The organism is Chitinophaga pinensis (genome assembly GCF_007896845.1).
In the GTDB taxonomy this organism is placed as follows: domain Bacteria; phylum Bacteroidota; class Bacteroidia; order Chitinophagales; family Chitinophagaceae; genus Chitinophaga; species Chitinophaga pinensis_C.
In genome coordinates this window covers 14,991-37,504 of sequence record NZ_VOHS01000026.1, presented here as the reverse complement: position 1 = coordinate 37,504, position 22,514 = coordinate 14,991, and the positions used below count along the sequence as shown (strand labels likewise).

The following is a 22,514-nucleotide window of genomic DNA, read 5'->3' as shown; positions in this document are numbered from 1 at the left end:
CTGAAATACGCTATTCCCTTGTCAGATAATGCAGCGGGTAGAGGCACAGCACCGCCATCTGACCGCCTGAGTGTACGCAACACCAACTTCAGCCTGAGTGGTCTGTTCAGCGCCCACAGCGTAGACGGATGGCATGCCAGTGAAAATCAGGGAGAACGGCTGAGACAAAAATATCAGGAACAGGCACGGAAAGCGATTGAAGAAGGTGATTTCCGGCAGGCAGCCTATATCTATGCACACCTGCTGGGTGATCTGTGGCAGGCGGCAAGACTATTGGAAAAGGGAAAGTTCTATCACGAAGCAGCCATCCTCTACCAAAGTCATCTCAACCAGCCTTTGGAAGCAGCAAGGTGTTATGAACAGGGCGGACTCTTGCTGGAAGCCATCAAAATCTATAAAGAACAAAAGAAATTTGAGAAAACAGGGGATCTGCTGATGCAACTTTCCCGACGGGAAAGCGCACTCGAATACTATCAGCTGGCAGTAGAACAATATCTGGGTACACGGGACTATCTGGCGGCAGCGCGTATCCTGCATGAAAAAACAGCAGATACAACCGCCGCTACCAATATACTCGCAAATGGCTGGCAAAATGACTATAATGGCAGAAATTGCCTGATCAGATATCTTGAGATCAATAACCAGCAGGATAAAACCGGACTGGCAGCAAAGATCAGCAGCATATATAGCGAAAAGACCCCGCAGGAGCGATATGACCAGTTCCTGTCCATTTACTCGACTTCCGTGAACAAATGGACGAACAAGCCGGCAATGTCACCACACAAATAACTTATGAGGTGATCAGTCCTCAGATAGAACAGGGCGACACCAACAAACTGAACCTCCTGAAAAGGATCCTGCCGGAAGATAAACAGGTTCAGCACGATATTCAACGCTATCACGACCGCCAGAAATACCCGGAAGCAAATATTAAAACAACACAGGGATTCCGGCTTAGGGAAGATATCGAATGGTATGGCGCAACGGCATCGATGCAGCAGCTTCTGTTCGTAGGTAAACTGTCCGCCCGTGTCTTTGTGCTACGCATGACCCTGCAAGGCCATCAGAAATACTATTCGTGGGAAAGCCGGCATCTGGCAGAACAGGTCAGACGTAAAAGAGAAGTCACCCTTCAGCCTTACTTCCCCATCAGCGGAAATATGCGGCACAGCAAGCTGACGATGTTCCTGAAAACAAACCGGGGGGTTATTGATATCGGTGTCCCCGACCTGCCACATGTCAGCCCTTTTCATAGCCATATAAAGCTGGATACCACTGACTTTTCTGCCGGACAAGAACTGCTGGGCGTAACAAACGATCTGGATAGTCAACCGGTATTGTTCATTGCTGATAAAAACACCGGGGAACTCTATCTTCAGGATGATAATATGGAAGGCGAAAAAGTGCTCACCAGATGCTTCAATGAAACAAATAACGAACCCGTCATACTCCTGAGAGGATCAGCACCTTACCAGATCTATGGTAATGACCCTTTTTACCTCTTTCAGGGGAACGTTTATACAGAATAGAGAGCCTCGGCAGTACTGCTGTGCTGAAAATGGAGACCGATATCGACAATATGACCATTTTCCAGCATTCCCTTAGTACGACACTCGTGGTATCGACGAAAAAGGGTTGTTTTTTAGTAAGAGAAGACAGTCAGGGATTCCAGATAACAAACCATTTTAATCCCGGGCCGAATACATTACCGTGGCTACTGTTGTCAGAATCCCTGCTGGTCATGGCAACCGAACCTTCTGGTGCTCAGGTATATGAATTTTCCACAAAAAAAATCAGGGAGCTAAAAACGGCATCTCAGGTCAGATTTATCCTGCCTACGGGCGATGCCGGAACGGTTGTGCTGGTAGATGATAAAGGCAGAGTTACAGTGGCCGAAACCGGTGATCGTCCTGCCTGATCAATTTAGGGTTTTATTAACAGTCCACGGCGGGAGATTGATCTTAATCCGGCGTTTGTGGCGTAAATTTGTAATAGCTGGTGACGTTTAACCCGCGTCACCTGTTGTCATGTTTTTTCTTACACGCCAAACCATGGATCATGGATAAAAAACTCATACGCGACGCTTATAAAACATATTGGCTGGAAAATGGTAAAAGACCCGTTTCTGTATATGCCTTCTGCCAACAGCTGGATATCTCGGAAATCACCTTTTACGACGGCTATTCCTCGTTCGATTCTCTGGAAAAAGACATCTGGCGCTCTTTCTTTGAGGAAACATTGGACAAGCTGAAAGAAGATGAAATCTACCGGAACTATTCCGCCCGGGAAAAGCTCCTGACCTTTTACTTCCTGTGGGTACAGCAACTACGTGAAAACAGAAGCTACATTCTCCAGCAAAAAGAACAATACCTGATGCCCGGTCTGCATCTGGAAAAACTGGAATCCTTCCGTATCGCGTTTTACGATTATATCCGCGAACTGATCAAAGAAGGTTATCAGACCGGTGAAATCAAGGAACGCAAGTATATTTCAGATCAGTATGTACATGGCTTCTGGGTACAGGCCCTGTTTGTACTCCGCTACTGGACAAAAGATGACAGTGAACGCTTCGAAATGACAGATGCCGCCATAGAAAAAGCCGTTAACCTCAGCTTCCAGCTGATCAGCTCTAATACACTTGACAGCATCCTCGACTTCGGAAAATTCATGTTTGCAAGGAAATAACAATGTGATGAAAGAACAGACTAACATCCCTACCGGAAAAGTTGAACGTGCCAGCAAATTTGTTACAACTGGATTAAAAGTAGGTACCAATTACCTCAAACACTATACAAAAAAACTCATAGATCCCTCCACCAGCAGAGAAGAACTGCATGCCGACAACGCGGAGGACATTTACGATACACTCAGCAATCTTAAAGGAAGTGCACTAAAAGTAGCACAGATGCTCAGTATGGACAAGGGAATGCTTCCAAAAGCCTATACCGAGCGTTTTGCTATGTCGCAATACAGCGCACCACCCCTTTCAGGCCCTTTGGTGATCAATACATTCGTTAAAACACTGGGTAAAACCCCTACACAATTATATGACAAGTTCGAAATGCAGGCATCCAATGCCGCCTCTATCGGACAAGTACACAAAGCCGTGAAATGGGAAAAAGATCTGGCCGTAAAAATTCAGTATCCCGGTGTGGCTAACAGTGTAAAATCAGATCTCCGTATAGTAAAGCCTTTCGCCATCCGTATTGTGGGCATGAATGAAGTGGATATGGACAAATATTTTGAGGAGATCGAAGGCAAATTGCTGGAAGAGACAGATTACAAACTGGAACTGCGCCGCTCAATGGAAGTATCAGCCCAGTGTGCGCATATCCCGAATCTGGTCTTTCCGGTGTATTACCCTGAACTATCCAGCGACAGGATCATTACGATGGACTGGCTCAAAGGATTCCACCTGAAAGAATTTCTGGAGCGCAATCCTTCGCAGGAAGCAAGAAACCAGATCGGACAGGCACTCTGGGATTTCTACCAGTTCCAGGTACACGCACTGAAGAAAGTACACGCAGACCCTCATCCGGGCAATTTCCTGATGCGGGAAGATGGTACTGTCGGCGTGTTTGACTTTGGATGTATCAAGGAAATTCCGGAGGACTTTTATGCCAATTACTTCCTGCTGGTTGACAAGGAAGTACTGAAAGATGAAGCCAGACGGAAAGAAATCTATCTGAACCTCGAGATGATACATCCGAATGACACAGAAAAAGAAATCGTATTCTTCTCAGGACTTTTCCAGAAGATGATCGATATGCTGACACTTCCCTTTACTCAGGAAGAATTTGATTTCGGAGACGAAACTTATTTTGCGGAGATCTACGCCTACATGGACTACCTGTACAATCTTAAAGAAGTAAGAGATTCCAAGGTCGCGAGAGGATCACGACATTCTTTATATGTGAACCGGACCTATTTTGGTCTATACTCCATTCTCAGTGATCTGAAAGCGAAGATCTTCACCAGTGAAGCCCGTATACAAAGCATGTTACGCCCTGTATAAAAGGACTACTACTATATTAAGTGATGCTATTGCCGGTACTTATATAACCGCTAAGGTTATATTAAAGTACCGGCTTTTTTATTGTATAAGTGCTCATTTCCAATTCCATTTTAATTTTTTTTAACAAAAAGAAGGGCTCAACTAATACGTAACTAACTGATAAACAACATTTTTATATTTCAATTAAAACTCCGTTAACATTCTGTTAAAATCTGTTAACAGGTTTGGAAAACAAATCCTACTATTTTTATAGGGTCGGGAAAATACGCTGATTAACATTACCGAAAACGTTGATACTAAGTAATGCAGATCATAAAAATGATCCCTCGTACTATGGCTGAGAGAATTCTAAGTTGTGAGAGAGAGTTAAAGGAGAGACCAAAATCAATGTATGTAAGCAGATAGCAGTTATAAGCCCTATGCCGTATAACTGATTCTATCCCTAAGGAATAGCTAGTTCGTCGTTATAAAAAATAATAATCAGCCACAAAATGGGGGAAGTAAATTGTCATCTTATACTTTTAAGGGAACCAGGCAGTAATGCTTAATTATTTTTTCTTGTAATCGTCTCTGATAAAAAAGAGACCGGCTATCGTCTGCCCTGTCGTTTTACACAAAGCGATGGGAACGGAAAGGGATTTTTATACGCCATAGTGAACGAGCAATACAACAATGCACTTCAAGCCAAAATCGATATGAACATGAAGATTTACAAACTAACCAACATTAAAGCACTGGTCTTTCTTGCGCTGATAATGGCGGTTCTCGCAGGATGCGACAAAAAGAAAGAACGCGTCTATGAATTACTCCCTCCTGATCCGGAAGTTGAGATGGATGTGACGGAAGCTAACATCGCTATGACAGTAAGCATCGAAAACACTGGCGGTCCGAATGCAGGTGAAGGTTCAAGGAGATTGATTGACAATGACCTCGGATCTAAATTCCTCATCTTCACATTCGATCCTACTTTTTACATCCAGCTGGAGTTTCAGGATCCTGAAAGAGTAGATGCATACACTTTCACTTCTGCCAACGACGCTGATGGAAGAGATCCTAAAAACTGGAAAATACTGGCGTCAAATGATCTGAACACATGGAAAGAACTGGATACCAGAACCGATCATATGTTCACAGAAAGAAAACAAACTGTTCGCTTCGAGTATACCAATGCCGAGTCCTATAAGTACTATCGTCTGGCGATTACCGAGCTGAAAGGTGGTACAAGTGGCCTTTTCCAGATGGCAGAATGGCGTCTGATCAAAAGACCAAAACAGTAATCAGGTTGTTTTGACGTGCGGATCTATCTGACACGTTTTACGCTCTGTAAATGATAATATTTTCCATAATCAACCAAACAAAGCAACTATGCTTGTGAATTTTAGAAAATCTATTGCGATGGGTAGCCTATGCCTGTCGGGTATATTTGTCACTACGGCGGTTGTCGCACAGCAAGCCGAAAAAATCACCATCACCGGTAATGTAAAGGATGAACTGAGAGCTGCGATGCCAGGTGTGATGATCATCAACCAGACTTCAAAGTCGGGTGTACCTACTGATGATAAAGGTCATTTCTCTATCGCGGCCAAAAGAGGTGATACGCTCGTAGCCCGCCTCGTGGGATATGAACCATTTCAATTTGTAATCAACAAGACGATTGATTTTGATATTACGATGAAGGCCACCAATAGCTCCCTCAATGAGGTAGTAGTAGTTGGTTTCGGTCAGCAGAAAAAGATCAGCCTCGTGGGTGCACAGTCTACCGTAAAAATGGAAGACCTGAAACAACCCGTGGCGAATCTGAGTGCTGCCCTCGCTGGTCGCCTTGCCGGTGTGGTAGGTGTTCAGCGTTCCGGTCTGCCAGGTTCTAATGGTGCTGACCTGTGGATCCGCGGTATCGCTACCTTCAATGGTTCCGGTAACAGTGCTTCACCGCTCATCGTAGTGGATGGTGTACAGGGACGTGATATCAACGCCTTCGATCCGGAAGACATCGCATCCTTCACCGTACTGAAAGACGCTGCTGCTACTGCTGTATATGGTGTGGCAGGTGCGAACGGTGTTATCATCATCACAACCAAAAAAGGTACTTCAGGTAAATCTACCCTGATGGCCAACTACAATCAGGGGATCACTTCTTTCACTAAAAGACCTGAGCTGACTGATGGTGTGATGTACATGATGCTGCGTAATGAAGCACAGCGCAATACCGGCCTGAATCCGGAATACTCCAATAATACAATCAATGCAACTATTCTGAAACAGGATCCGAATTTATATCCGGATGTAGACTGGATGGATGCACTCTTCAAAGACGTAAGTACCAACAGACGCGCTAACTTCAGTGCACGTGGCGGTTCTGATAATGCAACGTATTATGTGTCGCTGGGCTACTACGATGAGTCAAGTTTGCTGAGAACCGACAAATCACAGACCTACGATGCATCTACCCGTTTCAAACGTTACAACTTTACTTCCAACACGAATATGAACTGGACTAAGACAACCAAATTCGATCTTGGTATCCAGGGATATATCAGTTCTGTAAATACGCCGAATGTCAACCCTGAAGACGCATTCAGAAACGTAATGCAGACTAATCCGGTGTTGTATCCAATCATGTACCCGGGTAATCTGGTACCAAGTGTGAACTCACAGGGTGCACAACCTAACCCGTATGCACAGGTTACCCAGACAGGTTTCAAAAATACCTTCAACAACCAGGTATATTCAAATGCGCGTATTTCCCAGGATCTGAGTGAAATCACGCCAGGTTTATCCGCTTACGCCCTGTTCTCATTTGACGTATTCAATAACCACCAGATCAGCCGTTTCCGTAACAGAAGCGGATACCTGATCAATAAAGTACGTCCTTACAATGCTGATGGCAGTATCAACCTGAACCTGATCTCCAATGGTAGCGACGAACTGCAATATGACCGTTCCAATGGAGGCAGACGCCAGTTCTATCTGGAAGGTGCTGTAAACTATGACAAGAATATTGGTAAGAAAGGTCACCTGACTGCAATGATGCTCTACAACCAGCGTGAGCGTACAGAGGCATTCGCTAACGACCTGACCGGATCCATTCCATACCGTAGCCTTGGTATAGCAGGTAGAGGTACCTACTCTTACGATGAGAAATACTTCGTTGAGGCAAACTTTGGTTACAATGGTTCTGAGAACTTCGCACCATCCAAAAGATTCGGTTTCTTCCCATCTTTTGGTGTGGGTTGGGTAGTGTCTAATGAAGACTTCTTTGAAGGTGTAAAAAGCAGCATACAGTTCCTGAAGATTCGTTACTCCGATGGTAAAGTGGGTGATGGTGGTAACGGTGGCCGTCGTTTCGGTTACCTGACACTGGTTGCACAGGATCCTTTGGATGCGAACGGTAACCCACAGGACCTTGGTCTGGATTTCGGTAAAAACAGTAACCCGGTTGGCAGAAGAAGTATTGTAATCACCGACTACGGTTCCAACGTAACCTGGGCTACTTCTCACAAACAGGACCTTGGTATTGAATTCAAAACACTGAACGAACATATCTCCGTTACTGCAGACGTATTTAAAGAAAGACGTTCCGGCGTATTCCTGCAGCGAGAATCACTGTCTTCTTTCGTAGGTCTGAACTCCCGTCCATGGGGTAACCTCGGTATCATCCAGAACAAGGGTATCGATGCAACCATCGAAATGTCTCCTGTGAAAATCGCAAAAAATATGACACTGGATGGTCGCGCTACCTTCACATATAATAGAGATAGAGTGATCGAAAACGATCAGCCAAAGCAACCATATGATTATATGGAAACACGCGGTACCAACTACAACGCCACTTTTGGTTATGTAGCAGAAGGACTGTTCGCTGATCAGGCAGATATCGACAAACATGCTAACCAGTCTTTATTCGGTACGGTGCATCCTGGTGATATCAAATATGCTGACCTGAACGGTGATGGTGTGATCACAGCAAATGACAGAAAACGCATCGGTAACGGTGACGTTCCTACTACTGTATATGGTTTCGGCCTGAACCTGACATGGAAAAACTTCTACATCGGTGCATTCTTCCAGGGTGTTGCCGGCGCAGACAGACTGCTGGGGGGCGATGGTATTATTCCATTCAACAACAGCACCGGTCCTGAAAGAAGTAACCTGTTCGCAATAGCAGAAGACAGATGGACAGAAGATAATCCTAATCCGAACGCTTTCTATCCTCGTCTGGCATACGGTAACGCTGCCAACAAGAATAATTCACAGGAATCCAGCTGGTGGGTAAAAGATATCAGCTTCCTGCGTCTTAAAACTGCAGATTTCGGATATAACCTGCCAAAGGGTCTGATGAAAAAAGCACATATTAAAAATGCCCGCCTGTATGTGCAGGGTCTGAACCTGTTCTACTGGAGCAAATTCAAGCTGTGGGATCCTGAGCTGAACACGAGCAATGGTACCAACTATCCAAACACCAGATCTGTAAACTTCGGTCTGCAGGCTAACTTCTAAAACAGGTTTTGAATCGCCCGTTATGCATATAGCGGGATATGTGACCAAGTCAAACACTCGTACATGAAAAAAGTCTTTCTAATATTTTCTGCCGTAATAGCGCTGGGTATCACCGCCTGTAACAAATATCTTGATCAGGTGCCTGATGATATCCTCACCATTGACGACATCTTCAAGTCAAAAACCAATACGGATAACTTCCTCGCGAATATCTATTTCTCCCTGCCAAACGAACTGCAACAGCGTTTTACAGGTAACCAGAACTCAGGCGCGTGGTATGCAGGATCAGACGAATCCAAGTATACATGGTCATTCAATTATACCAATAATATGAATACCGGTGCATGGTCCAGTACTGATGGTGAAGTAGAAACCTACTGGACGAACTATTATAAAGCGATCCGTAATGCTTCCTACTTTATACAGAATATCGACAACGCCAATCCGGTAGAAGTAAATGACGGTCTTAAAAAGCAATATAAAGCAGAAGCACGTGCCCTGCGCGCTATGTTTTATTTCTTCATGGTGAAGATCTACGGTCCGGTAATCCTTCTGGGTGAAGATCCGATTGATATCAATACGCCAGCTGACCAACTACAGCTTAAGCGTGCTCACATGGACACCTGTATCAACTACATCGTAAATGAACTGGACAAAGCTGCTGCTGATCTGGGAGAAAAAATTCCGGGAGGTACAGAATATGGAAGGATCACCAGCGGTGTTGCGAAAGCATACAAAGTAGAAGCACTCATGCTGGCTGCCAGCCCACTGTGGAATGGTAATGCTGACTATGCTAACTTCAAAAATGCGGATGGTACGGCACTCGTAAATACAACCTTTGATGCGGCTAAATGGACAAGAGCTGCCACTGCCGCCAAAGAATTCCTTGATACATACGTTCCGAGCCAATATAGCCTGTTCACAGCCACCGGTCCGGATGCCTTCACTGCAGCCTACAATTCCTGCAGCCAGGTAATGACGACCGAATGGAATCAGGAATGGATCTACGCACGCTCCAACTCTGGTAGCTTCATGCGCTACGACAGAACACCATTCCATGCAGGCTTCCCTGCGGAACAACATGGTGCAGGTGCAAACGGTGCTACTCAGGCAATGGTAGATGCTTACTTTATGGCTAACGGCCGTCCGATCTCAGACGCTGCATCCGGTTACGTAGCCAGTGGCTTCTCCAACTACAAAGCACCTTTTGACAACGCTGCAAGAAATACCTACAATCAATGGGTAAATAGAGAACCTCGTTTCTATGTTGGTATTACTTACAACAATAGTTACTGGTTGTATCAGACTGGTTCCAGCACAATCATCACCAACATGGAGTTCAGTGGTAACTCCGGCAGAAAACAAAGTACTTCCGACGTATCTCCTACAGGTTATATCGTTAGAAAAGATGTAATGCCGAATGAAAATGGCCCTCGTGGTGCATTGATGCTTAGATTAGCAAACATTTTCCTGGACTATGCAGAAGCACTGAACGAATCTTCTCCTGCTAATGCAGACATCCTGAAATATGTGAACCTGATCCGTGAACGCGCTGGTATCCCACAATATGGTAGCGGTGAAGGTATGCTTCCTGCTCCTGCTTCTCAGGATGCAATGCGTGAAGCCATTCGTGCTGAAAGAAGAGTAGAACTGGCATTCGAAAGCGTACGTTACTTCGATACCCGTCGCTGGAAAATTGCTAAAACTACCAACAACGGCCCGATCTATGGTATGAACATGAACGGTGATGGTACTGCTTTCTATCAGAAAACACAGATCGAAAACCGCATCTTTACTGATAAAGACTATCTGTTCCCTATACCAAATAAACAAATCCTGATCAATCCTAACCTGGTTCAGAACCCAGGCTGGAAATAAGCAAACCCTATGAGAATGCTATTTTTTAGTCTAACGCTTCTGGGACTTTTAACTTCCTGCGGCAAAGCCGAAAAGGAAGTAATAAAACTCACAGGCAATCAGGCTGATCCCAATGCTCCTTCTTCCACATGGAAGGAGCATTGGTTTGAACATAATCAGCTGGTGAAATTAGTATCCTACAATAGTGAAGTAGGAGTATATTACGATGACGATGTTCCTAAAGACATTACCTGGCCACAACGTACCATGACCGCCATCTGGGTGTATACCAAAGCGACTTATGGTGCCTTCGGACAGGACAAGGACAAACGCCTTTCCGTAATCCTTCACTTCAACAAATATGGCGGTGGCCACCCATCAACCTTCTTTGATGCCAGCCATGACTACCGCAATATGATCGATGTAGGATCCAACAATCCATGGATAGATAGTACGGGATGGAACCTCGACATTGTAGCGCATGAAGTAGGTCATATCGTGGAAGGAGCGTCCAAAGGCACGCACAACTCCCCTGCTATGGCCATCTGGCATGACAGTAAATGGATGGAGATCTACCAGTATGATGTATACAAGAATCTGGGATGGGATAAAGAAGCAGAACGTTGGTACAATGACAAAATGAATGCAGTTGACAACTATCCGAAAGCGGGTACACAATGGTTTAAAAACTGGTTCTATCCTATTTACCGCGATCACGGTGGTAAAAATGTGCTGAATGGCTTCTTTACCTTATTATCACAGCAGTTCCCTACCAGAACAATTTCCCTTGGTAAAGAATATACAAGAGACCTGAATATGGGTGAATTTGTACACTTCTGGAGCGGCGCCGCTCATGCCAATCTGAAACAACTGGCTCTGGATGCTTTCGGTACTAATGATGAGAAAGGACAGGACTGGACAGTGCAGTTCGAACAGGCTCGCAAAGACTTCCCGAACATCACCTATTAATCAGTTTGTTGTTTCGTTTTTTTATAAAAAAAGCGTCTGCCGCAAGGCAGGCGCTTTCTATTTTAAGATGGAATCTGTTCTATCTTATTTTACAGGCACTTCAACATGCGCTTCATCCCACTCTACTACCAGTTTATTAGCAGGTACAGTGATTGTAAGCTTTTCTACAGGTGCGCTGGTTTTAGTAGCTTTCGCCTTTACTTCCAGTACATTCTTGCCTTTGATCTCATCGTATTTGTAAGCACCCCACTGTTTCAGCTCGCTGTTCAGAATGAATGTCCATTCGTTTGCTTCCGGAATAGTGAATAAAGTGTAAGTACCTGCTTTTACGGGTTTACCGCCAAAGCTACCGTCTTTCGCAAAAGTAATCTCAGTGGCTTCATTAGCGCCCAAACGCCATACTTTACCATAGGGTACCAGCTCACCAAAGATAACTCTGCCTTTTTTAGATGGTTGTCCGTAGGCTACTGTAACATTTTTTCCTTCAGCAGTCACGCGTGGACTTTGCGGCGCTTTCTTTTCCTGTGCGGAAACAAAGCTGCTGGTGCCCGCCAGCAATGCAAAGAATAAGAGAACGTGTTTCATAGTAATGTGTTATTTTACTGTTCAGAATTCTATGAAAGTACATCCTTTCGGTCAAACAACACTACCGCCCATAACAATTAGGGAACCCGGCAGTAAGCGTCCTGTCTATTTCTTCTCGCAAATATTCTTAAGCTTTGTCAGACCAGTTTCCAGCTGAGGCCCGGTCAGTTTATCTGCCAGAAATCCTCTCAGTTTCCACCACGGCAACATCCCCAGTTTTGTCTCCACCCTCCATTGAATAGCGGTCGCATTTCCATCAGCTGATGGCTTGATCTCAAAAGTACCGGTCATCGGTTTCATACTGCTGAAATCAAGATTGTATACCAGCTCCTTACCATCCTCACTTTTGCTGATAGTTACCTTACCGGAAACAGGATGCTCGTTATGCACGCCTGACCAGATATAATAGGCCCCTTTTCCAACAGCAGGACTGGAAAATTCGATCTTTTGCGCCACATCCGGTGCCGCCCAGGGATTCCAGGAAGGCCAGGTGGAAAGATCATTAATATGGGAATATACAGTTGACATAGGCGCATCGATCACACCGGAACGCTCAACAATAGCAGTTGAAGGAAATAAAAGGGATATCAGGAATATCAATGTCCCGAAAACAATGCCACTTAACAATAATAATTTAATAAAACGCATATCTATTGATTTCTCCGGCAACAGACCGGCTTTCAAAATCTCCTTCTACCGGTCTACTCCCAGCGGAATACTTTTACTGCCACAATATACACCACAATACCCCAGGCAGTGATCACCCCGAGCTCCAGCCCTACATTCCAGAGGTGCAGTCCTTCAAAGGCCACTTTACGAAAAGCGTCATTCAGGTAAGTCAGCGGCATAATACGGCAAATAGGCTGTAACCATGATGGAAAGGAATCCACCGATACAAAAGTACCTGCCAGCAGGAACTGTGGCAAAGTGATCACATTCGCAATAGGAGGGATGGTGCTTTCGCTGTTAGCAATACCGCTCACCACGAAACCAAAACCCATAAATACGACCACCCCGAAAGCGGTCAGGAACAACATTTCAAAAAAGGTACTCCATCCATGCACCAACGTAAACCCAAAAGCAAAATAACCGATCGCAATGATCAGTATAGCACCGGCTACCTGAAACACCAGACGGGCCAACGCCTCACCCAACACAATATAAAGACGACGGATAGGCGTCGCGAAGAAACGTTTTAACACCAGTGTCTGGCGCAGGTTAAAAAACAGAAAAGCCGTACTGAATACCGCAGCGCTTAATAAAGAGAAACTCAGCAGACCGGGTAAGATAAAGTCAATAGTACGGTAACGACGGCCGGGCAGTACTTCCACTGGTTCCAGTTTTGCAATGGACTGCCTTGGATAATAATTGTCATCCGCCTTATATATGACACCTGTCAGGATCGAATTGAACAGGGAAATCTTGTCAACCGCCGCTTTGGAGGTACGCACCTTCACACTACAGGCAGGCGCATTGGTATCCACTGACTGAGATGTAATACGGATAATCGCAGTAATATGTCCCTTTTTCAGGTCTTCTTCCATTTCTGCAGCCGGCTGACCCGTCTGCAACTTCAGGCTCTTTTCTTTCGCCAGTTGCCTGTACAGGTAACTGGTGGTATCTGTCGCAGCGTCCACCCCTACTTTTACCGATACGCCATTATCGCCGATAAAGCCGAATACCAGAATGAATACCAGAGGAAACCCTAAACTGAAAATAACCGCTGAAGGGCTTCTTAATATTCCTTTCAGGCTTGCCCTGGACATGGCTAACAGCGCCTTCCATTGATTATATTTAACCGCCATACTTAACTTTCGCTGAATCTGTTCTTGAAAAATCGCCTAAAACTACTATTGTTTTACCCATTTCCATAAAAAAACCTGCCGCAAGCGGCAGGTTTAATACTTTTTTAAGTCAGTGCCGGGATAGTTTCAAACCCCTCTACCGACTGCTAACTTGTTGTATCACAGCGGGATTACCGGATATCTACCGCATAAGGCAGTTTAGCCTGAATCTCTCCGCTCATTTCCTTCATCTCTTTGATCTGTCGGTAAATGTCATACTGCTCACCAAGTTCGCTCTTCACAGCAGCCTCCACATGAGCACTGGTACCAAAGCTCTTCATCATACGGGAAAGAGAAGCATCTGATTCAGGATACTCACGGAGACGGTAGGAACTTACCTTCGCCAGTTTAGCTGCGCAGGCGATCGCCTCATTGATACCACCGATACGGTCTACCAGTCCCAGTTGTTTTGCCTGAATACCACTCCATACACGTCCCTGTGCAATGCTGTCTACCACAGCACCACTCAGCTTACGACCTTCTACCACACGTCCTTTGAAGGTGGCGTAAATGCCGTCTACTGAATTCTGGATAAATTTCTTCTCAATATCAGTCAGCGGACGGGAAGTATTACCCAGATCCGCATATTGCGCGGTTTTCACCCCGTCAAAGGTGACACCCAGTTTATTCTTAAAGAATCCCTGCAGGTTAGGCAGAACAGCAAATACACCGATAGAACCGGTCAGAGTATTCGGCTGTGCAAAGATAGAGTCAGCCATACAGGAGATATAATAACCGCCGGAAGCCGCATAATCCCCCATGGATACTACTACCGGTTTGCTCTTTTTAGCCAGTACCAGCTCACGCCAGATAGACTCTGAAGCAAGGGCACTACCGCCCGGTGAATTCACACGGAAAACGATCGCCTTTACATCCTTATCTTGTCTTGCTTCACGGATCAATTTGATAAAATGACCGCTGCTGATGGTAACGTCCTTCTCGCTGTCTCCTCCTACTATACTTCCTTCTGCATAAATAATAGCTACCTTATTGTCAGCGTCTTTGTTTTCTGTCAGATCAACGGCATCCATATATTTAGACACAGAAACGAAGTTTACATCATCAGCACCTTTCAGACCCAGTCTGGATTTAATTTCATCCATCACCTGATCATTATATTTCAGACCGTCTACCAGTTTATACTTCAATGCATCTGCCGCTTCCTGTATCAGACCTTCATTGGCATAACGATGCAGGGAGGCAGTATCTATTTTACGGGATGCACCAATGTTCTTCAGGAAATTAGCATACAGATCGCCCAGATAAGCGTTGGTCTGAATACGGTTCGCCAGTGTCATTTCCGTTTCGCGTAAAGGTTCAGTAGCACTTTTGAAACGACCATCATAGAAGATCTGTGGCTGGATCTCCAGTTTCTCAAGGGTCCCTTTCAAAAAGGTCAGCTGGGTAAAGAAACCGCTGAATTCCACACCACCTTTAGGGTGTACATATACCCGGTCAGCAAGGGATGCCATATAATAGCTCTTCTGGTCCATGACTTCGCCATAAGCGAAGACAAACTTGCCGGATTGCTTGAAACGCAGCAGCGCATTGCGCACTTCTTCGTTGGTAGCGAACCCGTTAGCGTTACCTTCCGCTTTCAGATAAATACCTTTAATATCATCATCAGTTTCCGCATGTTTGATCAGACGGATCATGTCGTTCAGGCCGGGTACCGATTTCGGTTCCTGACGGAGGATGGCATTTACGGGATTAGAAACTTTTTGTTCGTTGTATTGCTGACTGGTTTCCAGGACCAGCACGCTGTTAGGCGACAGGGTAACAACTTCGGGGCTGATAGCGCTGCCGATCACCCCCATCAGCAGGATTACCCCTAAAATGAGGATCACGATGAAGGCCAGAAGGGTGGCAAAGAAAATTTTAAAAAAGCTACGCATTTATTAGAGGATTTAGTTTTAAAGGACAGACGCTCCGTCTTCCTTTTTCCAAAAATAAAGAATATGTCTACTTTTGGGCCGTTGAAGATACATGAATAAAGCAATATTACTTATAGGTGGCAATCTGGGAGACCGTACAGGGCATCTCCGGGAAGCAGTGGAGCAGATAGATAAACAGGTTGGAAGGGTGGAAAAACAGTCTTCCCTTTATGAAACGGCTGCCTGGGGCGTAGCCGGACAACCAGATTACCTGAATCAGGCCCTTTTGGTGGCTACTGAAATGGACGCACGAACCCTGCTGCACACAGTTCTGGCCATCGAACACACAATAGGTCGCATACGCCGGCAGAAATGGGGCGCAAGGGTAATCGACATTGACATCATTTTCTTTAATGATGCCGTCATCAATGAACCGGATCTTAAAATCCCTCATCCGCAAATGCAATTCAGACAGTTTGTACTGGTACCACTCATGGAAATCCTTCCCGACTGGGAACATCCTGTATTGCACCAGTCCGTCAGTACCTTACTGAACAACTGCACTGATCAATTACCTGCCAGCAAATACACTGGCATATCCTAAACCATCTAACCGGCTCATGCAATATAAATACATTACAATAGAAGGGAATATAGGCGCTGGTAAAACGACGCTCGCCAATAAACTGTCTGCGCACTTCGGCGCAAAACTCATCCTCGAAGAATTTGCAGACAATCCCTTCCTGCCCAAATTCTACGAAAAACCACAACAATACGCTTTCCCCCTCGAACTGTTCTTCATGGCGGAACGTTACAAACAGCTGAAAGATATGCTGCAGATGCAGGATATGTTCAGCAATCTGGTTATTTCAGACTATCTTTTTATCAAGAGCCTCCTGTTTGCCAAGATCAATCTGAAAGAAGAGGAATACAATCTTTATCAGAAACTTTTTGATATCATCAACCCCCAGCTGATACAACCTGACCTGCTCATCTTCCTGAATGCACCGGTCAGCAAACTGCAACAAAATATAAAACACCGCAACCGCTCCTACGAACAGCAGATAGAAGATCAATACCTGACCAATGTACATGATATGTACATGCAGTATATCAGACAACATCCTGTTCGTGTGCTCATGCTCGATATGACGAAAATAGATTTCGTAAAAGATACGGGTGACTTCGAAAAACTATTAGCCGCTCTGGATAAGGATTACGAGCCGGGCATCCATTACCTATAAAGATTCTCTATCGTATAATAAACAATATCGCTGTGCTCTATAAGTAAGGGAAGGCTACTTTTGTCGTGTACCGGGTAAACAAACAGGAAAGACACCACTTTATAGAAGTTGACTGTTTAAAAGACACATCAGGTACGCACACATTATTCATTCCTTAAACTTACTTTATGTCTGAGCAGAAGAAGCTGACCACAGCCTCCGGCATTCCTTACTTTGAGCATGAAAACTCTATGACAGCAGGCGCCAGAGGCCCCATATTGCTGCAGGATTTCATACTTCATGAGAAAATGGCGCATTTCAACAGAGAGCGTATCCCTGAAAGAGTCGTACATGCAAAAGGAAGCGGAGCTTATGGTACATTTACCGTTACCCACGATATCACCGCGTTTACAAAAGCAAAGCTTTTTGATACCATCGGCAAACAGACCCGCGTCTTCGTTCGCTTCTCCACTGTAGGTGGAGAAAAAGGATCGGCCGATAGCGAGCGTGATCCTCGTGGATTCGCAGTAAAATTCTACACAGAAGAAGGTAACTGGGATCTGGTAGGTAACAATACCCCTATCTTTTTTATCAAAGATCCAAAGAAGTTCAGCGACTTCATTCACACACAAAAACGCGATCCGCGCACCAATACAAAGAGTGCCACAATGGTATGGGATTTCTGGAGCCTGAACCCCGAAAGCCTGCATCAGGTACTGATCCTGATGAGTGATAGAGGTACCCCTGTCAGCTATCGCCATATGCACGGTTTCGGCAGTCATACCTTCTCTTTCCTGAATAAAGACAATGAACGCTTCTATGTGAAATTCCATTTTATTACCGAACAGGGAATAAAAAACTTTACTAATGAAGAAGCAGCAGAAATGCGGGGTAAAGATCCGGATCATGCACAACGCGACCTCGTTGAATCAATCGATAAAGGTGATTTCCCGAAATGGAAACTGAAAGTACAGATCATGCCGGAAGCAGCAGCCAAAACATACATCTGGAATCCTTTTGATCTGACTAAAGTATGGCCACATGCTGATTATCCATTGGTGGATGTAGGTGTGATGGAACTGAATGAGAATCCGGATAACTATTTCGCACATGTGGAACAGGCCGCTTTTGCTCCTGCACACGTGGTAGATGGTATCGGTTACTCTCCGGATAAAATGCTTCAGGGACGCCTGCTCTCCTACCCTGACGCACATCGTTACCGCCTCGGTGTAAACTATGAACAGATACCAGTGAACAGATGTCCGTTTGCAGTTAACAACTATCACCGTGACGGCGCTATGCGCGTAGATGGTAATGGTGGCAGTCATCCAAATTATTTCCCTAACAGCTTTGGCAATATCACACCTGATCCCGCATATAAAGAACCGGGCATGCCATTGGATTCACTGTTTGCTGACTGGTATGACCGTAACGCAGATGGTGAAAACGATCACTATACACAGCCGGGTAACCTGTTCCGTCTGATGACATCCGAAGAAAAGAAAAAGACAATCAGTAACATCGTTGGCGCAATGAGTGGTATTGAAGGACACAAAAGAGAGGAAATTATTAACCGCCAGTTATGCCACTGGTTCCGTGCAGACCTGCAATTAGGCATGGGTATCGCACAGGGACTGGGCGTATCAGTAGATGCAATGGCTGCACACGGGCAACCTGCCTGATGCAGCAGTGATCACAGATAATGTTAAGACAAACGCTCCGGTAAGTTCTCTTACCGGAGTTTTGTTTTTTATCGTGTAGCAATGGTACCCGCAGCGATCCAACCGCTCGTCCACGCATGCTGAAAATTAAAGCCCCCCGTAATTCCATCCACATCCATCACCTCTCCCGCGAAAAACAAACCCGGTGCCAGTTTGCTTTCCATCGTATTAGGATCTATCTCTGACAACTGTATACCTCCACAGGTAACAAATTCTTCCTTAAAGGTCGTTTTCCCTTTCACACCGCATTCCATCGCAGTCAGACTCTTGACCAGTTTATGCTGTTCTTTCGCCGGCATGTCTGCCCATCTTATATCTTCTCCGATACCGGATTGCTGTAACAGAAACTGCCAAAGCCTCTGCGGCAGACCAAAAGGATTTTTGTGATGCATTTTCTGCCCGCCAAGCGTAAACCGCAAGCCCTGCATCTCATCCCGCAGACTGTTTTCGTTGAATGCAGGCAACCAGTTGACAATAGCTGTAAACTGGTATTGAATGTCTCCCAGCTCACGGGCGCCCCACGCAGATAAACGTAAAACACACGGACCACTCATGCCCCAGTGGGTGATCATTAAAGGACCTTTCTCCTGCAGTTTGGTACCAGCTATTTTGATATGCGCTTCTTCCACACTTACACCCATCAGCGAAGTAATGGGATTACCCGGCATATTAAACGTAAACAATGAGGGCATAGGCGCCACGATCTGGTGCCCGACAGCCTTTAACCATGCAAACTTGTCCGCCTGCGCATACCCGCCGGCTGCCACACAAACATAATTTGTCTTCAGCGAACTACCATCCTGTAATTGCACATCCCAACCCGTATCTGTCTTTACCAAAGCAGTAACAGCAGCATTCAGGCGGATTTTTACATTATAACGATCCGCCTCCTTCAGTAAACAATCTATGATCGTCTGGGAGCTATCAGTCACCGGAAACATACGGCCGTCCGCTTCCGCCTTCAGTCCCACACCCCTCTCCTTAAACCAGCTGATTGTATCGGGTACAAAAAAGTGGTTAAAAGTCTTCTTTACGAAATGCTGACCCCTCGGATAACGTTTCGACATATATAATATGTCCGGCGCATTATGGGTCACATTACACCTTCCGCCGCCCGAAATTTTCACTTTAGATAAAAGCTTATTGCTTTTTTCTATCACAATGACTTCCAGCTGACTATGCAGTCTTGCGGCATTTACTGCACAGAAAAAACCGGCAGCTCCGCCACCTATTACTACTAATCTATTGTTTATCATGATCTTATAAAACCGGTTATGCTAATTTCACATTCCCGGCCGCAATAATAATCCAAAGCCGGGAGATTGTAAATTATTAGGAACCAATAACATTATTTGTATATATTAAATTTTCAGTCTATTTTGCATATTATATTTTTTGATACTATATTGTCGCAAAATGTTGTTCCACATGCAATCTGTGTTCTATAAAAACAAAAAACGCTTAAAGTGGCTCCTCCCTGCCTGTCTGCTGGGGGTTTCGAGCGCACTTGCATTTTACCCCGCCGATGAATGGCAGGATAAAATCACACAAGCCTTAGAACAGTACAGCAAACGCTTCCCCCAGGAAAAGGTTTACCTGCACCTGGACAAAGATTACTATGCCGCTGGGGAAACCATGTGGTTCAAAGCGTATGTTTTGCTACAAGGCCAACCATCCCTTTCTGCAACCAACCTGTACATTGAACTGGTGGATAAAGCAGGAACCGTGGTTAACAAAAAACTGATCTCCGTGGGTGGCGCTACCGGCGCCGGAGCAATCGAACTCCCGGACAATCAGAAACCGGGTCAATATCAGCTGCGTGCATATACGGCATGGATGCTGAACTTTGACGCCGAATATCTCTTCTACAAAAACATTGAAATATTTGACCCGTCTAAGCAGATCGGTCCTGGCCAAAAACCGGCTACGACTGACTTTGCTGTGAACTTCTTCCCGGAAGGCGGTAGTCTGATAGCGGGCGTTCCCGGACGCGTTGCTTTCAAGGCAATCGACCAGCAGGGTTATCCACAGGAAGCAAACGGGATCATTCAAAACCTGAAAGGTGAAACCGTAGCACAGGTTAAAACTACCCGTGATGGTATGGGTATGTTTGAACTGACTCCTGCTGCCGGCGAAACCTACAAGGCCCTGATGCAGACAAGCAAAGGCCTGCAGAAAACCATTCTGCTGCCTGTTGTAAAAACTTCAGGCGTTGGTCTGAAGGTCTTCAACAAGAGCACCCGTATCTTCTACCAGACCTCCCCTGCTACAAAAGACGATCCGATGTACAACAATCTGATGATTGTTGCGCAGATGCAGCAGCACATCGTGTACAAGGCAAAACTGAATGCAGCAGAAGGTCAGATGAGCGGTTTCATTCCTACCAAAGAATTACCTTCCGGCATCCTGCAACTGACCGTTTTCAACAGCGACGGTTTACCTCTGGCCGAAAGACTGGCTTTCGTAAGAAAGAACGACTTACTGTCACTGGGCCTGCAGAACCTGGCCATCAATACACAGCCAAGACAGAAGAATACTCTGGAGATCAAAATCCCGGATACAATGCTGACCAGCTTGTCAGTATCCATCATAGATGCTGACCAGATCGTAAAAGATCAGGATGAGAACAACATTATATCCAACCTGCTGATGACTTCTGATCTGAAAGGTTATATCTCTAATCCGGCACAGTACTTCAAAGATGCTGACCCTACCACACTGGCAGGACTGGATCTCGTGATGATGACCAATGGATGGAGAAGATTCAGCTGGGAAAAAATCCTGCATAACTACATGCCGGATATCAAATACCCTTATGAGCAGGGTTTACTGCTGAAGGGTGTGGCTACTACCAACAAAGGCGTTGCCCCACTGTCTAATGGTAAGGTTGACTTTATCCTGAAACAGCCGATCGATACTTCTACCGCATTCTCTTCTGTTACTACCAATGATAAAGGTGAGTTTGCAGTAGACCGTCTGCAGTTCGTAGATACCATCAACGTATTCTACCGTGCAAACGATCCTAACAAAGCGTGGAAAGACGTATCTGTGAAATTTGAGCCACACTTCTTTGAAGCGAATAGCGCAGTAACACTGCCTTATCCATTCAGAAACACATTGGAAATCGAGAACAAAGTACTGAGTTCTTACCTGTCCACTGTAGCTGAAAACACAGCCGTTACCAAATCCATGGCTAATAAACCGATCTTCCTGAAAGAGATCAACGTACGTGAAAAACGTCTCAACAAAACTGAGAGTGTTGAAGCACGTTACGCTTCCGGTATGTTCCATGCAGGTGATGGTTACGCCTTTGACCTGACAAGAGACGAAGCGGGTAGCCTGAGTATCTTCCAATACCTGCAATCCAAAGTACCAGGTCTGACAGTAAACCTGTCTGACCCGACTACCGGTCCTTCATTACAATGGCGTGGCGGTCCTCCCGTACTGTTCCTGAACGAAATGCCAACCAATATCAACATGCTGAGTAACATCAATATCGGTGATGTGGCATTCATCAAGGTACTCCGTCCAACCTTCGTAGGTGGTTTCGGTGGTAGCTCCGGTGCTATCGCAGTATATACCAGAAAAGGTGGTGACAGCAAAAACGATGTGGATACACGTGGTTTTGAGAAATACAAAAAAGGTGGTTATAACATCGTGAAAGAATTCTACGCACCGGATTATACCGTTCGTAAAGAAATTCACATCCTTCAGGATAAGCGACTGACGCTCTACTGGAACCCGAATCTGGTTGCAGATTCACTGACACATACCGCTAAAGTCTCCTTCTATAACAACGACTTCACAAGACGTTTCCGTATAGTAGTAGAAGGTATGGGTGAAGACGGATCATTAGGACACACGGAACAACTGTTACAATAAGCTATATACTGGCTGACAAAAAAATAGTCCATAGTTCATCACTATGG

Annotated in this window: 18 protein-coding genes; 13 read left to right on the top strand and 5 right to left on the bottom strand. The window is 45.3% G+C overall.

Going from position 1 to position 22,514, the window contains the following annotated elements:
- Positions 1 to 18: 18 nt before the first annotated feature.
- The 9 genes from FEF09_RS20905 to FEF09_RS20865 all read left to right on the top strand — a co-directional run bounded on the left by FEF09_RS20905 (position 19) and on the right by FEF09_RS20865 (position 11,338).
- Positions 19 to 789, top strand: coding sequence for a hypothetical protein (locus FEF09_RS20905; RefSeq protein WP_146306908.1), 771 nt, complete (start codon positions 19 to 21; stop codon positions 787 to 789).
- Positions 753 to 1,529, top strand: a complete 777-nt coding sequence (locus FEF09_RS20900) for a hypothetical protein (RefSeq protein WP_146306907.1) — start codon at positions 753 to 755, stop codon at positions 1,527 to 1,529. Before FEF09_RS20905 ends, FEF09_RS20900 begins: the two co-directional genes overlap by 37 nt.
- A gap of 29 nt (positions 1,530 to 1,558) precedes the next feature.
- A complete protein-coding gene (locus FEF09_RS20895; RefSeq protein WP_146306906.1) occupies positions 1,559 to 1,918 on the top strand; it encodes a hypothetical protein in 360 nt (119 codons plus the stop codon).
- A gap of 140 nt (positions 1,919 to 2,058) precedes the next feature.
- Positions 2,059 to 2,685, top strand: a complete 627-nt coding sequence (locus FEF09_RS20890; protein WP_146306905.1) for a TetR/AcrR family transcriptional regulator — start codon at positions 2,059 to 2,061, stop codon at positions 2,683 to 2,685.
- A gap of 7 nt (positions 2,686 to 2,692) precedes the next feature.
- Positions 2,693 to 4,015, top strand: coding sequence for an ABC1 kinase family protein (locus FEF09_RS20885; RefSeq protein ID WP_146306904.1), 1,323 nt, complete (start codon positions 2,693 to 2,695; stop codon positions 4,013 to 4,015).
- 701 nt (positions 4,016 to 4,716) lie between these two features.
- Positions 4,717 to 5,292 (top strand): discoidin domain-containing protein, encoded by a 576-nt coding sequence (locus FEF09_RS20880; RefSeq protein ID WP_186774441.1) that lies wholly within the window; start codon positions 4,717 to 4,719, stop codon positions 5,290 to 5,292.
- An 88-nt stretch (positions 5,293 to 5,380) separates the two neighbouring features.
- A complete protein-coding gene (locus FEF09_RS20875; RefSeq protein ID WP_261387638.1) occupies positions 5,381 to 8,512 on the top strand; it encodes a SusC/RagA family TonB-linked outer membrane protein in 3,132 nt (1,043 codons plus the stop codon).
- Positions 8,513 to 8,575: 63 nt separating this feature from the next.
- A complete protein-coding gene (locus FEF09_RS20870) occupies positions 8,576 to 10,390 on the top strand; it encodes a RagB/SusD family nutrient uptake outer membrane protein (protein ID WP_146306902.1) in 1,815 nt (604 codons plus the stop codon).
- 15 nt (positions 10,391 to 10,405) lie between these two features.
- Positions 10,406 to 11,338 carry a hypothetical protein gene (locus FEF09_RS20865; protein ID WP_261387637.1) on the top strand — a complete coding sequence of 311 codons (933 nt, stop codon included), beginning with the start codon at positions 10,406 to 10,408 and terminating at the stop codon, positions 11,336 to 11,338.
- 84 nt (positions 11,339 to 11,422) lie between these two features.
- Here the strand turns inward: FEF09_RS20865 and FEF09_RS20860 are convergent, their stop codons facing one another.
- From FEF09_RS20860 to sppA, 4 genes are all read right to left on the bottom strand, one after another.
- Entirely contained in the window at positions 11,423 to 11,923 is a 501-nt protein-coding gene (locus tag FEF09_RS20860; RefSeq protein ID WP_146306900.1) for a DUF2911 domain-containing protein, read from the bottom strand.
- A 105-nt stretch (positions 11,924 to 12,028) separates the two neighbouring features.
- Positions 12,029 to 12,571: an SRPBCC family protein gene (locus tag FEF09_RS20855; protein WP_146306899.1), complete on the bottom strand. Its 543-nt coding sequence runs from the start codon at positions 12,569 to 12,571 to the stop codon at positions 12,029 to 12,031.
- 53 nt (positions 12,572 to 12,624) lie between these two features.
- Positions 12,625 to 13,728: an ABC transporter permease gene (locus FEF09_RS20850; protein WP_146306898.1), complete on the bottom strand. Its 1,104-nt coding sequence runs from the start codon at positions 13,726 to 13,728 to the stop codon at positions 12,625 to 12,627.
- Between the two features lie 170 nt (positions 13,729 to 13,898).
- Positions 13,899 to 15,662 (bottom strand): signal peptide peptidase SppA, encoded by a 1,764-nt coding sequence (sppA, locus tag FEF09_RS20845; protein ID WP_146306897.1) that lies wholly within the window; start codon positions 15,660 to 15,662, stop codon positions 13,899 to 13,901.
- Between the two features lie 91 nt (positions 15,663 to 15,753).
- On the opposite strand from sppA, the gene folK reads away from it, so the two are divergent.
- The 3 genes from folK (at position 15,754) to FEF09_RS20830 (ending at position 18,546) form a co-directional block, all read left to right on the top strand.
- Positions 15,754 to 16,245 carry a 2-amino-4-hydroxy-6-hydroxymethyldihydropteridine diphosphokinase gene (gene folK, locus FEF09_RS20840; RefSeq protein WP_146306896.1) on the top strand — a complete coding sequence of 164 codons (492 nt, stop codon included), beginning with the start codon at positions 15,754 to 15,756 and terminating at the stop codon, positions 16,243 to 16,245.
- A 16-nt stretch (positions 16,246 to 16,261) separates the two neighbouring features.
- Positions 16,262 to 16,885, top strand: coding sequence for a deoxynucleoside kinase (locus FEF09_RS20835; protein ID WP_146306895.1), 624 nt, complete (start codon positions 16,262 to 16,264; stop codon positions 16,883 to 16,885).
- 167 nt (positions 16,886 to 17,052) lie between these two features.
- Entirely contained in the window at positions 17,053 to 18,546 is a 1,494-nt protein-coding gene (locus tag FEF09_RS20830; protein WP_146306894.1) for a catalase, read from the top strand.
- A 68-nt stretch (positions 18,547 to 18,614) separates the two neighbouring features.
- On the opposite strand, the gene FEF09_RS20825 is transcribed toward FEF09_RS20830, so the two are convergent.
- Positions 18,615 to 19,841 (bottom strand): NAD(P)/FAD-dependent oxidoreductase, encoded by a 1,227-nt coding sequence (locus tag FEF09_RS20825; RefSeq protein ID WP_146306893.1) that lies wholly within the window; start codon positions 19,839 to 19,841, stop codon positions 18,615 to 18,617.
- A 172-nt stretch (positions 19,842 to 20,013) separates the two neighbouring features.
- On the opposite strand from FEF09_RS20825, the gene FEF09_RS20820 reads away from it, so the two are divergent.
- Positions 20,014 to 22,467, top strand: coding sequence for a hypothetical protein (locus tag FEF09_RS20820; protein WP_146306892.1), 2,454 nt, complete (start codon positions 20,014 to 20,016; stop codon positions 22,465 to 22,467).
- Positions 22,468 to 22,514 lie beyond the last annotated feature (47 nt).